Consider the following 15,225-nt stretch of genomic DNA (forward strand, 5'->3'; position numbering starts at 1 on the left):
TCTTTCTATTGAGGACACTGTATGAAACCCGCATTCCGTTCTTTCGTGACCTGTAGTGTTGTAATGCTGTTGTTGGGTGCCGGCGCAACTGTGCAAGCAGAAGAGACCAGCTTTACCGGGGCATCGCTTGCCCTCGGGCTTGGCTCGGTACGAAACCAAGTCGATTACGGGGGATATTTGGCCGGGCAAACCAGTAAGGACACCGATACCGTCGGTATAATCGATGCCTCCTACGGTATCAATCTCGCGCCGCAATGTCTTGTTACGCTTGGGGCGACCTATGATCTGAATAAAACTGATTTCGGCACCGTAAGCTACGTCGATGGTGGCAATACCTATAGCGTCGATGGCCAACTTAAAAATCATTTCTCGTTTTATGTGGCTCCGGGATACCGGCTGTCGCCCAACTGGCTTGTCTATGCCAAGCTTGGCTGGCACCACGCCAAGGGCGAATTTAACGACAGCCAGCTTGGCTCGGGAGAGACCACCCATAACGGGGTGGGATATGGTCTGGGTTTCAGTACTGTGCTGGCTAAGCAAATAGAGGCGCGCCTTGAAGTGCAGCATATCGATTACAACCGCGAGTCGGCCAATCAGTCGGACGGCAAGCCCGAAACGAATCAAGCCGTTGTCTATCTGGGCTACCGTTTCTGATTTTTAGCATTTGCGTTGCATAAAGGGGGGGGCGAATGAATAAGCATTGTTACCGTATGGTCTTTAACAAAGCTCGCGGCATTCTCATGGCCGTTGCTGAAATCGCGGTCAGTCACACCAAGTCCAGTGGCGAAACATCGGGAAAGACTGTTGTGCCAAGGGCTGTGCGGGGCAGTGCTTTTCGTGCCGTTACCTATAGTGCTTGGGCAACACTCGTCGTTAATACTGCTGGGTTCATCATTTGGCCGGCCATCGGGCAGGCGCAAATCGTGGCCGATCCGAGTGCCCCGGCCACCCAACGTCCGACTATTCTGAGTGCACCGAATGGGGTGCCGCTGGTTAATATTCAGACCCCCAGCGCTGCCGGGGTATCACGGAACACCTATCGCCAGTTCGATGTCCAGCAACAAGGGGCGATTCTCAACAATGCGCGCACCAACGCGCAAACCCAATTGGGTGGATGGGTGCAAGCCAATCCCTGGCTTGCCACCGGCAGCGCGCGCGTTATTCTCAATGAAGTCAACTCCAGCAATCCGAGCCTGCTGCAAGGGTATGTCGAAGTTGCCGGTAGCCGTGCCCAAGTGGTCATAGCCAACCCGGCCGGCGTTACTTGCGAAGGTTGTGGTTTTATCAACTCAAACCGTGCCACCTTGACGACAGGCACTCCCATCTTCAGTGGTGGCAATCTCGAAGGGTACCGCGTGCAGGGCGGGGTCATCAATATCGCCGGTGCAGGGCTCGACACCAGCACCGCCGACTATACCGATCTGATTGCCCGCTCGGTGCAAGTCAATGCGGGTATCTGGGCGAATCAACTTAAAGTGACGGCGGGTGCCAACCGGATTGACGCGGAGCACACCGTGGCGACCCCGATTGCTGGAACCGGTGCGCCACCTGCTTTTGCCATTGATGTTGCTCAGCTCGGCGGGATGTATGCAGGCAAAATCATCCTGGTCGGTACTGAAACAGGGGTGGGTGTGCGCAACGCAGGCAATATCGGCGCCAGCGTTGGGGAAGTGATTGTCACCGCCGAAGGTCGGCTGGAAAACGCGGGATGCATTATCAGTACCAATCATATGCAGATTGATACCCGCAGTGGCATCCGGAACAGCGGCAATATGATCAGTAATGGGACAGCCAGCCTGAATACCATAGGCGATCTGGATAATCAGGGAGGGCAAATCCAGGCCTTTGAAGAGGCGAATATCAACCTCGGCGGCACGCTGAACAACACGGCCAGTCTGGTGCGCTCCGGCCAATCCCTGAGCATTGCCGCAGGCGATATCGTGAATGCCGACACCCAAGGCGACAATCAAGGGTTGGAAGGTCGGTCGCTCAGTCTCACTGCGCAACAAATCGACAACCGGCAGGGCGCTGTACGCGCTGATGATGCCTTGGTTGTAAGCAGTGGCAACAGTATCGATAATACGCAAGGGGTGATTTCTTCAGGCAAGAGCGTCAGGCTACAGGACGCCAACCTCGCCGATAAGACCTTGTCCATCACCAACACCGACGGCATCGTAATTGCCGGGCAACAGCTCGACGTTGACAGCGTCGGCTTGACCGGAGACGGCAAGATGCTGAGTCTCGGCGACCTCAGCATCAAGCTCACGCAAAACTATACCCATTACGGCGAGTTGCAAGCCAATGGTACTGCCAGTATTGAGACCACCGGAACTTTTACCAATCAGTCCACTTTTCTGGCCGGGACGGCGCTCAATCTCAAAGCTGCCAGTATCGATAACCAGGCCACTGGCCAGATCAGTGCCAATCAAGTCAAACTTAAAGCCACCGACAACCAGACCCTAACTAACCGTGGACTGATCGAAGGCCAAGACACGATTATCGAAGCGACTACCCTGAATAACCTTGGTACCGGTCGCATCTATGGCGACCACATCGCGATCGCCGCGACCACCGTGACCAACGATGCCGAAAATGGTGTCGCCCCGGTGATCGGTGCCCGCAATCGACTGGACATAGGCGCACAAGCAATCACCAACCGTGAACACGCACTCCTTTTCAGCGCAGGGGATATGGCCATCGGCGGCAGCCTTGATGCCGACAACCATGCCACCGGTCAGGCCACCACCCTGAATAACAACAGCGCCACCATCGAAGCGCTGGGCAGTGTCGATCTCGTCGCCCGGCAGATCAATAATACCAACGTGCATTTCAGCACCACCGTGCAATCTCTGGGCACGGAGCATATCGTGGAATACCAAGGCAGCGGCTCACCGAATCGTTATACGCCCGGCACACCCGGGGTGTACCTATACGTTGACGAGTCTCTCCAGCTTCACACGCCCCAAGGAAATTACGAAAGTTGGTTGAGCTACAACTATAATCGATCGGTCACCGAAACAAAGGTGTTGAGTTCCGACCCGGCGCAGATTCTTTCCGGTACGGACATGCGTATCAGCGCCGACACACTACTCAATGATAAAAGCGAAATCATCGCCGGCGGTGAGTTGACCGCTGCAACTGCCACCCTTAATAATACCGAAGTTGCCGGCAGGCGGACCATCGCCGATTCCGGCACGGTCACCTCATTCTGGCGAGATAACCAAAAAGGGCGCGATTCCACCGGCAGCAGCATCGCTGGTTACAATCCTGCTACGGTTATTCAGGCGATTTCGTTAACCCCTACAGTCTATCGGCAAAACACTGCCCCTACGGGGACCGGTACTCAGATTGCTACCCTGTACCCTGCCAGCGCCAGTCAAACGCCGAGTGGTGCCCATGCAGTCAGTGTCCCCAATAACAGCCTGTTCAGTTTGAATTCCAGCCCGACTTCGGGATATCTGGTCGAAACCGATTTGCGGTTTGCCAATTATCGCAACTGGTTGAGTTCCGACTACCTGTTGAACGCCTTGTCCATGGACCCTGCCACCAGCCAAAAGCGCTTGGGAGATGGATTTTACGAGCAAAAACTCATCCGTGAACAGGTGGCGCAGCTCACCGGTCGCCGCTTTCTTGATGGTTATGCCAATGATGAAGTGCAGTACCAGGTGCTGATGGGTAACGCCAGCACCTTTGCCCAAGCCTATCAGTTACGCCCGGGGGTGGCCTTGTCAGCCGAACAAATGGCGCAACTCACCAGCGATATCGTCTGGTTGGTCGAAAAAGAGATCATCCTGCCGGACGGCCAAATGACCAAGGCTCTGGTTCCGCAACTGTATGTAGCTGTTAAAGACGGCGATCTCCAAGATTCTGGAGCCCTGATTGCCGGGAACAACGTCAATCTTAATCTCAGCAGTGATCTGAACAATAGCGGCACCATCGCCGGGCGCAACGTCGTCGCGCTCACGGCCGAGAATGTGCGCAATCTCGGCGGGCGCATTACCGGTAACGATGTCGGTGTCGCTGCCAGTAACGATCTGAACAATATTGGTGGCACAATCGATGCCGTCAATAGTCTCACCGCCACTGCCGGACGCGATCTTAACGTTATCTCCACCACCAGCACCCAGACCAATGCCCAAGGGAGCCGCACCAATATCAACCGTGTCGCGGGCCTATATGTCACAGGCAGTAGCGGGACCCTGCTGGCCGCCGCCGGGCGTGACATTAATTTTGATTCCGCCACCATCCTCAATGCTGCACCGCCTGCGGCAGAGCAACCCGCAGGCGCCACCATGATTGTGGCTGGAAACAACCTCAATCTTGGCACTGTCACGGAAAGCTCAAACAACAGTATTGCCTGGGACGGTAAGAACTATCGGAAAGACAGCAGTCGCACCGAAGTCGGCACCACCATCCAAACCCAGGGCGAGATTCGCCTGCAAGCGGGTAACGATCTTAATGCCAAGGCTGCCAACGTCAGCAGCGACCAGGGTACGCTCTTGGCCACGGCCGGGGGCAACGTTAATCTGATAGCGGGTGAAGCGACACGCAGCCTTGATGAAGCCCATCAGCACACCAGCAAAGGCTTCCTCTCCAGTAAGACCACCACTACCCGTGATTCTCTAAACGAGACCACCGCTCAAGCCAGCACTCTGTCGGGCAATGCCACCACCGTTTTGGCGAATCAAGATATCAATGTTAAAGGCAGCAATGTGGTGGGCACCAATGATGTAACGCTCACGGCCTTAAACAACGTCAAGATAGAAGCCGCCACCAACACCCTGCAAGAAAGCCATTTCCGGGAAGAGAAAAAGAGCGGCTTACTCAGTTCGGGCGGCATCGGCTTTACTATTGGTAGCCAGCAACAAAGCACGGATGCCAAAGGCACCAGCACCATGGCTGTCGCCTCCACGGTGGGCAGTACGGCAGGTAATGTGACGATTGAGGCTGGCAACGACTACAAGCAGGTGGGCAGTAATGTGGTTGCGCCTCAGGGCGATATCGAGGTCAGTGCCAAAAAAATCGACATCATCGAAGCCCTAAACACCAGCATAAACACTACGGAAACCAAGTTCAAGCAAAGCGGTCTGACGTTGGCGCTTAGCAGCCCGGTGATCTCCGCGATCCAGACCGCGCAGCATATGACCGAGGCGGTAGGCCAGACAAAGGATGTCCGGATGCAGGCCCTGGCCGGGGCCACCACGGCACTTGCCGGCTACGACGCCTACAACAAGGTCCAGGCTGGGCAAGCTGTCAAGGATGGCAATTTGGCCGATAAGGTCGGCGGTATCAACCTCAGCATCAGCCTGGGGAGTAGCAGCAGCCAAAGCAACAGCACCCAAAGCAGCAGTACCGCGCAAGGCTCGACAGTAGCGGCGGGCAACAATGTCAACCTCTCTGCGACAGGAGTCGGCAAGGAGAGCGATCTCACCGTGCAGGGCAGCCAGATCACGGCTGGAAACAATATCACACTGAAGGCAGACGACAAGATTAATCTGCTTGCCGCCCAAAGCACCGCCGAGCAACACAGCACCAACCAGTCAAGCAGCGGCTCTATCGGGGTGAGTTTTGGCAGTCAAACCGGTGTCACCCTGGCTGCCAGCCAAGGCCGGGGCAATGCCGACGGCAGCGATGTGGCCTGGACGAATACCCACGTCGAGGCGGGTAATGTGCTGGCCATGCAATCCGGCGGCGATACCACGCTCAAGGGTGCGGTGGTGAACGGCAAGCAGGTAGTTGCGGATGTGGGCGGCAATCTCAATGTCGAAAGCCTGCAAGATACCAGCCAGTACGACAGCAAGCAAAAAAGCATGGGCGGCTCTGTTACCTTTGGGTCCAGTCCATCGGCTAGCATCAACGCCAGTAAGAGCAAGGTCAACAGTAATTATGCCAGTGTGATAGAGCAATCGGGGGTCAAGGCTGGGGATGAGGGATTTCAGGTCGAGGTGGCAGGGAATACCGATCTGAAAGGTGCGGTGATTGCTAGCACCGATAAGGCTATTGAGGATGACAAGAATACTTTGATCACGGCTACGCTCACTAGCCGTGATATCGCTAACTACGCCGAAGCTAGCGCTAAGTCGAGCGGGATCAACATCGATAGTAGTATGGTTACCCAAGGTAAGTATGGGATTGCAAAGGGGGTTATAGGAAATGCGCTGAACAACGCCAGTGACTCGGGCAGTTCTAGTGGGCAAACCCGCAGCGCTGTGAGTGAAGGAACGGTGGTCGTCACCGATGAAGCCGGGCAACTGCAACGTACTGCTCAAACCGCAGAACAAACCGTGGCCGGCCTGAACCGTGACACCGCCACTGCACAGACTGCGGCGCAGAAGCAAGACGTGCAGGCGATGGAACAGAGGGTGGCAGCGGAGCGGGCGATCAAGGAGGAGGCAATCAAGATCGTCACCACCTTCACTGACGAGGCGTACCGTTCTAAGTTTCTAGAAACTCCGAAATCCTTTAAGGTGGAGTGCCCCGTAGGTGCCAACTGTGTGGCCGATCCGAGCCAACTCAAGCGAACACCAGCCACTCCTCAAGAGGTCGCCGCCAACGCTAGCCCGGACACGGTGCTGGCCGTCAACGGCATCTTGAACGACGAACAGCGGGCCATGGAGCTGGCGTATCAGAATGCTGAACCCATCATCAACCCAGAGACAGGACTGAAAGACCTCAAACCTACCACCATTTATCTGATGTACATCAAACCGGCCAACAACACCATTTCGGAACTGATGGGCGTGGCCTATGAGAAAGCCATTGACTCCATGAGCTATGGGCTGGCTAATTTCTTTGGTTATACTAATGCGGCAGAGGTTTACGCCAGCGAACTGGCCAGCCGGGGAGATAAGGCCACCAACTCGCTGGGCCACAGCCGGGCCACACTGGTGCAAAAGAGTTCATTCACGATTTTGGCCAACAGACCGGATGAAAATGGCAACACCTATACCAACCAGAACCTGACTGTGCGCGGCGTAGGTGGGGCGGCCGATGCGCAGAGTTACACGGAGGCGGCGGTAAAAATAACAGGGGAAGTCGGAAGGAAAAATATTACCTACAGTTACTTCAGCAACGACCCGGTATCGGTATCCACACTTTCTGGCGGCAATTCAGGGGTGTGGACCCTTAAGGACTTGTGGCAGGTGCTTGACACCAACAACAGCATGCATAGCAGCCTTGGCACCGGGGCTCTCGGTAGCACGCAGGTGGAATTCCCGGTGCCCGGCGGGCCGCAGGGGACGCCGGATGGTAATGCCAAGCTGATTCGCTATGTAGGCGGTCAACAAGTTGATGCCCAAGGCAACCCCATACAACAAACAGAATAAGGTATACGATGAAGAAGAATATATTGTTGTTGAGTTGCCTGGGACTGTTTTGGTGTTTGACCGGTTGCGGTTTCATGGCCGAACAACTGGCCGATAAGGTGCGTGAAGAGCAACTACTGAAGCCAGGTGCATTAGACCCAGCAATGCCCGTGAATCCTTACTACATTAAGCATAGCTTTACGTTTTTTGGGAAATATCGGGTTAGTCATGAATGGATTAACCTTGGCGGAACATGTGAATATGGAAGCTACTTTGGAAAACCTAAAGGTGTACCGCTGAGAATTTTTGACAGCCTTGGTTCAATATATGAAGAAGGCGGCAAGGTGTGGTGGCAGTCGGATAAGAGTTATGCAACGGTAGATAAAAATGGCAAAGTTGATCGGAAAGATTTCGATCGTTACGTTCGCAGCGTTAAAGTCATGAACCCGGTGTATGGGACTCCGACCAAAGAGGAATTGCAGGCTTCAGAAAAAGCGCAGCGGGAGCGCATTGAGCGCGCCAGGAGAACTGGGAGATACGAGAGCGATACTCCTGACATTGTCAAACCCATTGGTTACAAAGAAATTGAGACGGGGTTGCAGACAATGTGCCATCAGTCCTGGTACGCGACTCAGCACGGATTAACGGTGTTGTTGCGTAAATGGTCGGTTGACCAATATCTAGCGTGGCTAAAAAAGAATTCCCAGCAACAAGGCCGCGTTAGTCATCAACGTATTGGCACAAACGATTGGACGGTTCTTGAATTCAACCTTGAACCGCAATCTACAGATGGTGCTTCAAGCGGCCCCTATCAATTTTGGATGCTGCCCATAGGCGATACTGGTTACACTTTTTTGTTTAGGCTTGGAGCTAACCTTGAATCGCTCAAGGACCCCGACGCCCATGAACGATTCAAGGCTACGTTTCGTCACTTGATTGAATCAGTTAATATCGAGCCGTTGCAGCCTTGATATTGCTCTATCTGGGGAGAGCTACGGCTACGGGGTCATACGAGGCGGAAAAGAGGCGGAAAAGGGGACGTTGTTTAATTGTTGAATTGAATGTCTACTTGTGTCAGGATATTGGTATGCCACGAAAAGCACGACTTGACATACCCGGCCTGTTGCAACACGTAATCGTCCGTGGGATTGAGCGGCGGAAGATTTTCCTTGATGATAATGACCGTGATGTGTTCCTCAGGCGTTTATCGGTATTGCTAGAGGAAACTGAGACCGACTGTTTTGCCTGGGCGCTGATACCTAATCATTTCCATCTGTTACTTCGTCCGAACAGAATCGAATTAAAACAGTTCATGCGTCGCTTGCTGACCGGGTATGCGATAAATTTCAACTTGCTTCATCGTAGATCAGGTCATGTTTTCCAGAATCGATATAAATCAATTGCTTGCGAAGAAGAAACGTACCTGCTGGAATTGATTCGTTATATCCACCTCAACCCTCTTAGGGCAAAATTGGTTTCTGATTACAATGAATTAACCAATTATCCCTGGTGCGGTCATTCGGTCATAATGGGCAAGAGACAACTTCCTGGGCAAGCAGTTGAGCCGGTTCTGTCGCATTTTGGAGAAAACCTGAAGAGAAGGCGGCAGAAGTATCGTGATTTTGTGCAAGACGGTATTGCTCAGGGGAAACGAGATGAACTGGTTGGGGGAGGATTGCGAAGAAGCCTTAAGAATCAAGCAGTGCCTGAGGCTGGGCTGTACGACGAACGTGTTTTGGGTAGTGACGTATTTGTCAGAGCCCTTCGAAAAGAGCAGGAGTTACATGAGAAACTGATGGCCGGGATGTTGTTGCCCGAACTGAGGTCTCTGGTTGCTCGATATTATGACCTTGAAAAGAGGGGTATAGAACAACGGTCTCAGGACGAGATGGTGAAGGCTGCGCGGGATATCTTTTGTTATATTGCGGTGCGATTTTTGGGGCATAGCGGAACCGAGGTCGGCAAAGTGCTTCGTGTTAAGCGTTCTGCTGTAAGCCATGCGGTCCGACGGGGAGAACTCATATCCAGCAATGAACCAGAATTGGTTGGAAGCATAATTGACCAAGATTAAACAATTAAACAACGTCCCTTTGTCCTTCTTAAGAAAAAAACAAAAAATATTGCTGATACAAATCCTCTATCACCATGATTTTGCCAGCGAAAAGCATGGATTAAGCGTTGAAAACACCTATTCTTGGGAAGATTGTGCTGAGATATCAAGCAAGTAGCTTGGCCCGACCCCAGTTACAGTTACATACGAGAACTCATATCCAGCAATGAACCAGAATTGGTTGGAAGCATAATTGGCCAAGATTAAACAATTAAAAAACGTCCCTTTGTCCTTCGCCGGTGGTTGTCCATGCCTTTACCGTGGTGACCGATGTGCCGGTGGAACCGGAGAGCGAGACGATGCGGGGGTTGTGAGTGGGAAAAGCTTGTTGCCCCTGGGAGTACGGTGTTGTTTTGCCTCTGATCCATCGCGGATTAGCGCAGGGTATTTTGGGGTTGTTCCGGAGAGGCGAGTTCTTTTTTCGAGACTTCTGTATCGTGCTATTTTATGATGATGTAATTATTCTTCCCTTATTTGACAGGCAACTCCAGTTGTCAGGTTGAATGCGCGGCGGTTATCAGAAGGAGTCTTCTTGAGAAAAGACGGCAAAGGGCTTCTGACCTTGAGTGCGATGGTCATTTGGGTTTTCCTTTTGGCCGGCTTTGCTTATTGGGTTGCGCTTGATACCCGGCGGGAGGAGTACCATCGCGCGTTGACCACTGCCAATGCCTTTTTTCAGCAAGTTTTGGTCAGCCGTCAGTGGAATGCCTCTCACGGCGGGGTTTATGTGCCCATCACCAGTACAACCCAACCCAACCCATATCTGCCGGTGCAAGGCCGGGACCTGATTGCCGACAACGGTCTCAGGCTTACCAAGCTCAATCCTTCTTATATGACCAGGCAGATTGCGGAATTGGCGGAAAAGAGTGCGAGCGGCATTCAGTTCCACATTACCAGTCTTACGCCGATCAGGCCGGAGAATAAGGCGACGGAGTGGGAGGAGCGGTGGCTCAAGTCTTTCGCCCAGGGGGTCAAGGAGCAGGGCGAGTTTGTCGAGGAAGGGAACATTTCCTGGTTTCGCTACATGGCGCCTCTCCTTACCGGGCCCGAGTGTCTCAAGTGCCATGCCCGGCAGGGATACAAGGAGGGTGATATCCGGGGAGGGATCAGTGTCTCTTTGCCTTATCCCACTCACACCTACTTTTTTCTCATTGCCGGCTATGGCTCGGTGGCGGTCATCGGTCTTATCTTCATTTTCATCGGCGGGACTATTTTGGGGCGGAAACAGCGGCTTTTTGACGCCACCTTCAACAGCCCGGTTCCGACCAGTGTGACCGATAAAAATCATACTATTCTGATGGCCAATGAATCGTATTGGGAAACGTTCGGTCCTCTTTCTGAAGGGCAAAAAATGATCAGGTGCTATGACCACCGGCCGGGGGAATCGTGTCGTACCGAAAATTGTCCCCTTACCAAGATCATGGAAGGGGCGGGCACCTACACCTACGAATCGGTCAAGGAAAAGGACGGGGTCTCTCGGCATTTCATCATCAACGCCAAGCCGCTTCTCGATGCCAAGGGCAAGGTGGTGGGAAGCGTCGAAAGTTTTCAGGAGATAACCGCGCGTAAGCGCGCGGAGCAGGCGTTGGAAAGATCCAACCGCAAGCTGGAGGCCCTGAGCAATACGGATGGCTTGACGGGTGTTGCCAACCGGAGACGTTTTGATCAGGTGCTGGCGAGGGAGTATGCCAGGCATGTGCGCTCGGGGGCGAAGCTGTCGTTGGTCATGCTGGACATCGACCAATTCAAGGCGTTCAACGATTGTTACGGCCATATCAGCGGCGACGAGTGCCTGCAGGAGGTTGCTCGGGTGATGAGCGATTGTGCAACCCGTCCCGCCGATCTGGTGGCCCGTTATGGCGGGGAAGAATTTTCCTGCATCTTGCCGGAAACAGGGAGCCGCGGGGCGGTGATCATCGCCGAGAAGATCCGTCGGGGGATCATGGCTCTTGGTATTCCCCATACAGGGTCGAGCGTGGCACCGTGTGTTACCGCCAGTCTGGGGGTGGTGACCGTGGAGTGCACTGCCGATGGATCGGCCATGGATATCCTGGCTCAGGTGGATGCGCTGTTGTACCGGGCCAAAGCCTCCGGCCGCAACCGGGTGGAGTTTGTCGCTGCCCGCGAAGTCGGGGAAGAAATCAAGGCCAATCTGGTGCACCTGGCCTGGCAAGATTCTTTCTGCTGCGGCAACCAACTGCTCGACATGCAACACCAGACCCTCTTGCGTATCTCCAACGAGTTGCTCGATGCGGTTCTTTTGACTCGCCCCGCCCCGGAGATTTCCGCAATCATTAGCCGACTGCTTGCCGAGGCCGCTCAGCACTTTCGTGATGAAGAAAGTATCCTTGAGGAAATTGGGTACCCCGGCCGGAGTCACCATGTCGAGGAGCACACCAAGTTACTGGCGAAGGGGATGGAGTTGAGCGAGGGGTTCAAGGCCTCCACGCTTACGATGGGGGATGTTTTTCAGTTTTTGGTTTATGAGGTGGTGATGCGGCATATGCTTGAGGCGGACCGGGAGTTTTTCCCCTTCCTCAATGGGTCGGATGCGGCTGATTCCTGAACCGGACAGGAGGCAACACATTACTGCCGACGCATGTCGGCGCATTTCCCTCAGGTTTTGATATTGACGATAATCCCGGCTTCATGCTCAAGATTGTCGAGCACCGTCAACAGGTTGTTGAGATCAATCGGTACCTCTTGCTCCACCTCGCACACTGCGTCATCGGCACAATCGTAGATGTCCAGGGCAAACCCCTCCTCGTTTTTGATAAGGACCAATTGTAGAGGCACTCCGCTGGCGGTCAAATCTTCATTGGCTTGCCGTACCAAATCCCGGATGGCTTTTTCCGCTAGCGGAGGTCGAGATTCGGTTTCTTCCGCCTGTCCGGTTTCTTTGCGTTTGGTCTTTTTTCTCTTTTCCCATTCCTGTCTGAGCACCATTGGGTCAACGGGCCGCACCCTGCCGATGGGCAACGGCGGATGGAGGTCTTTTCGTGTCGGCAAAGGGTCCGCTGGGGGAGGGGTTGGATTTCTGACCTCATACACCGCGAAGGCATTTTGATACGGAATCGCTTGGGCTGCAGCCTGTTGGGCGGTTGTCAGCCCAGTGCCTGCAGTTGTTGATTCCGTAGTGGGGGTGGTAGTCGCCGGTGGCGTGGCCGCAGTGCTCGCTGGGGTTACTGCGGTTGTCGCAGCTCCGGGAGGTGTCCCCGCGGTTGTTTCCCCTGGGCCAGGGGCCGGAGTTTGTCCGGCAATCCCGGGGGTCGCGGTGGTGATGGGAGCTTCTGCCTGGCTCAGAGGGGCGGTGAGGGTTTGCGTTGCTTGGCTAGCCGCCAAGGCAGCCTGTTGGGCGGGGGGCAGGTTTTGGGTCTCAAGTGCGGTTTGCACCGTTTCGTTTACCGCCAAGGCTGCTTGTTGGGCCGGGCTCAATCCTGGCGACTCAGTAATCGTTGTGAGGTCGGGAGTCGTCCCCGTGGCTAGCAGGGGGTCGGCTGGGGAAGTCGGTTCGAGGTTCAAGGTCTGCACCGCCGTACTGCCCAGCAGTGATGTCTGTTGGGCCGGGGTCAGATTTTCGGTCGCAGTAGTGGCTACGGCAACAGGATTCTTGACGAGGTTGAGCGGAGAGGTGGCAAGGGGGACGGAGGTTTGTGTCCGACCTTGCAAGGCTGCGGGTAAGACGGGATTGGTAGTGTTAATGTCGTCAACCGGCATGTCTTCTCTCCATTGAGGGGAGGTTGTCCTCCCTTTTTGCGGAGCAGACGCAGGCGCCCGAGACTCTTTCGCGCCATGTAATAACAATAAACAGAAATGGCGGGACCGTCAATTACAACAAGGGGAATCGCCTGCGCCAATGGGCAATGCGCCGTCAACCCCCTGGTCTGACAAGAGGAATGCTTGCGCAGGCGGGGCTAGATGATCAGCCTGACTCCGCCAAGTTCGGCAACCCGGTAGGGAAAGTGATCGCCGGGAGAGCCGATGAACATGAAGTTGACCGGAATGTTCCACTCTTTCGACAGTTCCTGGATCAGCCCCGGTCCGAAAACTCCATTGATGCAAACATATTCTATCTTGATCTCTGGATATTCCCGATCTAGGAATTCGATATCCGAGGCAAGATTTTCGGACACCTCTTCGCCTGCACTGGGCTTTACGGTAACGATCTTGATCTTGCGGGTATGTTCATTTTCCTGGATATAGAGCAGGACCTTGTTCAGGTTGGAGAGGTTGTCGCCCCTGGTGAAAAAAACGAATTCCTGGTCCTGGATCTTGTCGATGGTGAGCTGGATGCCTTCGTTGGTTTTGGTGACCAGCTTGAGGATGGGAACAAAAAGATATTCAATGAACTGCATCAGGCTATCCAGCAGGGCGATGCGGTTGAGCATGATGGTGACAAAAATCATGGCCGGGACGAAATATTCGGCAAAAATGAAAAGGTTGGAGTTTTCGCCGGGAGGCGGCTCTTGCAGGATGTTGCCCCACAGAGCACAAAGTACTGCGATAATCGCCAGCAACACGGCGCTCCAGGAAGCCCTTTCCGGCCTTGGCAGCTTGGCCCGTTTCACCTTGAGAAGAATGTTGCCGACCCCGAAGAGCCCCATGACCAGAAGAAAGGAGATGGTATAGACGCCGGCCAGGGCCGAAACCGCACCGTTGGTGATCAGCAGGATGGAAACGCTTAAAAGAAAGAAGACAATGCTGATCCGATAGGAACTGCCCCATTTGTTCTTTTTTAGCAGATAGAGGGGCAGGATCCGGTCCAGGGTCATGCGCTCGAGCAACCCGGTGACGCCAATATAGGCGGTAAGCACGGCACCGCTCAAGACAACAACCGCATCGATGGAAACCATGGTGGCCAGCCAGCCGCCGCCGGTTATCTGGCCCATGTGGGAGAGGAGATTTGTCGCATGGGCACTCACTTCCGGGATCGGCACGATTGCCAGGGCCAGAAAGGCCATCAGGGGATTGCAGATACTCACCACGATCCACATATTGCGCAGGGTCTTGGGGAAGACCCCGTCCTGTTGCTCCTCGACGAAGTTCGATGAACTCTCAAAACCGGAGATCCCCAGCATGGCGGCGGCAAAGCCCCAGAAGATGGCCATGGTGATACTGCCTTGCGGGAGTGGCAGCGCATTGTTGGCATAGAAAACATCCATGCCGTTTTGGAACAGGTACAGGGTGATCGCCCCGGAAAGAAAGATCAGGGAGAAAAGATGAAACAGGAAGATGATCTGGGCGACGATGGAAGACTCGCCGATGCCCATGATGGTGATGCCCAGGAAGATGGCGAGCAGGAGCACCGTGGCACCGATGATCGGCAGACCAGGGATGATTCCGTGCAGATAATGCATGGCCTCGGAGGCGGAGATCACCGCGGTGGCCATATAGGAGAGCAGGGTCAGGGTGGCGGCCAGGGAGGCCATGGATTTGCTGGTCGTGTTCAGCAAGGCGTTGTAGGCCCCGCCGTTTAAAGGCAAAGCGCCGACGACCTCTCCGTAAATCTTGCGGAAGAGGTAGAGGACCCCGGCCACGATCAAAAGGGTGATCCAGGCATACTGGCCGGCGGCAATAATCGCCAGGGCGGAAACGTAGAGGACCGACGAGGAGATATCGTTGCCGCAGATTGCGGTGGCCGGCAGTTCCGACAGCTTGGTGGGTTTGGCTGGGGTGAGCTGTTGGGTCATGGGTTTTCCGTTTTTTTTGTTTCCCCCTGTTGTTTGAGCGGGGAGCTTGCATGAAGAGTATTGCTCTTGATGTTTTCATAACGAGGATATGAAGATGGTATCCGGGCAACCGGCGCTCCGA

General features: G+C 54.4%; 7 protein-coding genes. 5 read left to right on the top strand and 2 right to left on the bottom strand.

The genetic code is table 11. From position 1 onward, the window contains the following. Positions 1-45 precede the first annotated feature (45 nt). From OLX77_RS08860 to OLX77_RS08880, 5 genes are all read left to right on the top strand, one after another. On the top strand, positions 46-654 hold the full coding sequence (locus OLX77_RS08860; protein WP_307633237.1) for an outer membrane beta-barrel protein: 609 nt from the start codon (positions 46-48) through the stop codon (positions 652-654). Between the two features lie 35 nt (positions 655-689). Beyond that, complete coding sequence (locus OLX77_RS08865) at positions 690-7,325, top strand: hemagglutinin repeat-containing protein (protein ID WP_307633238.1); 6,636 nt, start codon at positions 690-692, stop codon at positions 7,323-7,325. Between the two features lie 74 nt (positions 7,326-7,399). Continuing rightward, a complete protein-coding gene (locus tag OLX77_RS08870) occupies positions 7,400-8,275 on the top strand; it encodes a hypothetical protein (protein WP_307633239.1) in 876 nt (291 codons plus the stop codon). Positions 8,276-8,391: 116 nt separating this feature from the next. Then, a complete protein-coding gene (locus tag OLX77_RS08875) occupies positions 8,392-9,375 on the top strand; it encodes a transposase (protein ID WP_307633240.1) in 984 nt (327 codons plus the stop codon). A gap of 571 nt (positions 9,376-9,946) precedes the next feature. Next, entirely contained in the window at positions 9,947-11,980 is a 2,034-nt protein-coding gene (locus tag OLX77_RS08880) for a diguanylate cyclase (protein ID WP_307633241.1), read from the top strand. 50 nt (positions 11,981-12,030) lie between these two features. Here the strand turns inward: OLX77_RS08880 and OLX77_RS08885 are convergent, their stop codons facing one another. Further along, on the bottom strand, positions 12,031-13,131 hold the full coding sequence (locus OLX77_RS08885) for a hypothetical protein (protein WP_307633242.1): 1,101 nt from the start codon (positions 13,129-13,131) through the stop codon (positions 12,031-12,033). A gap of 197 nt (positions 13,132-13,328) precedes the next feature. Beyond that, positions 13,329-15,104: an APC family permease gene (locus OLX77_RS08890; protein WP_307633243.1), complete on the bottom strand. Its 1,776-nt coding sequence runs from the start codon at positions 15,102-15,104 to the stop codon at positions 13,329-13,331. Between the last annotated feature and the right edge of the window lie 121 nt (positions 15,105-15,225).

The sequence above is a fragment of the Thiovibrio frasassiensis genome, from assembly GCF_029607905.1.
Taxonomy (GTDB): Bacteria; Desulfobacterota; Desulfobulbia; order Desulfobulbales; family Desulfurivibrionaceae; genus Thiovibrio; species Thiovibrio frasassiensis.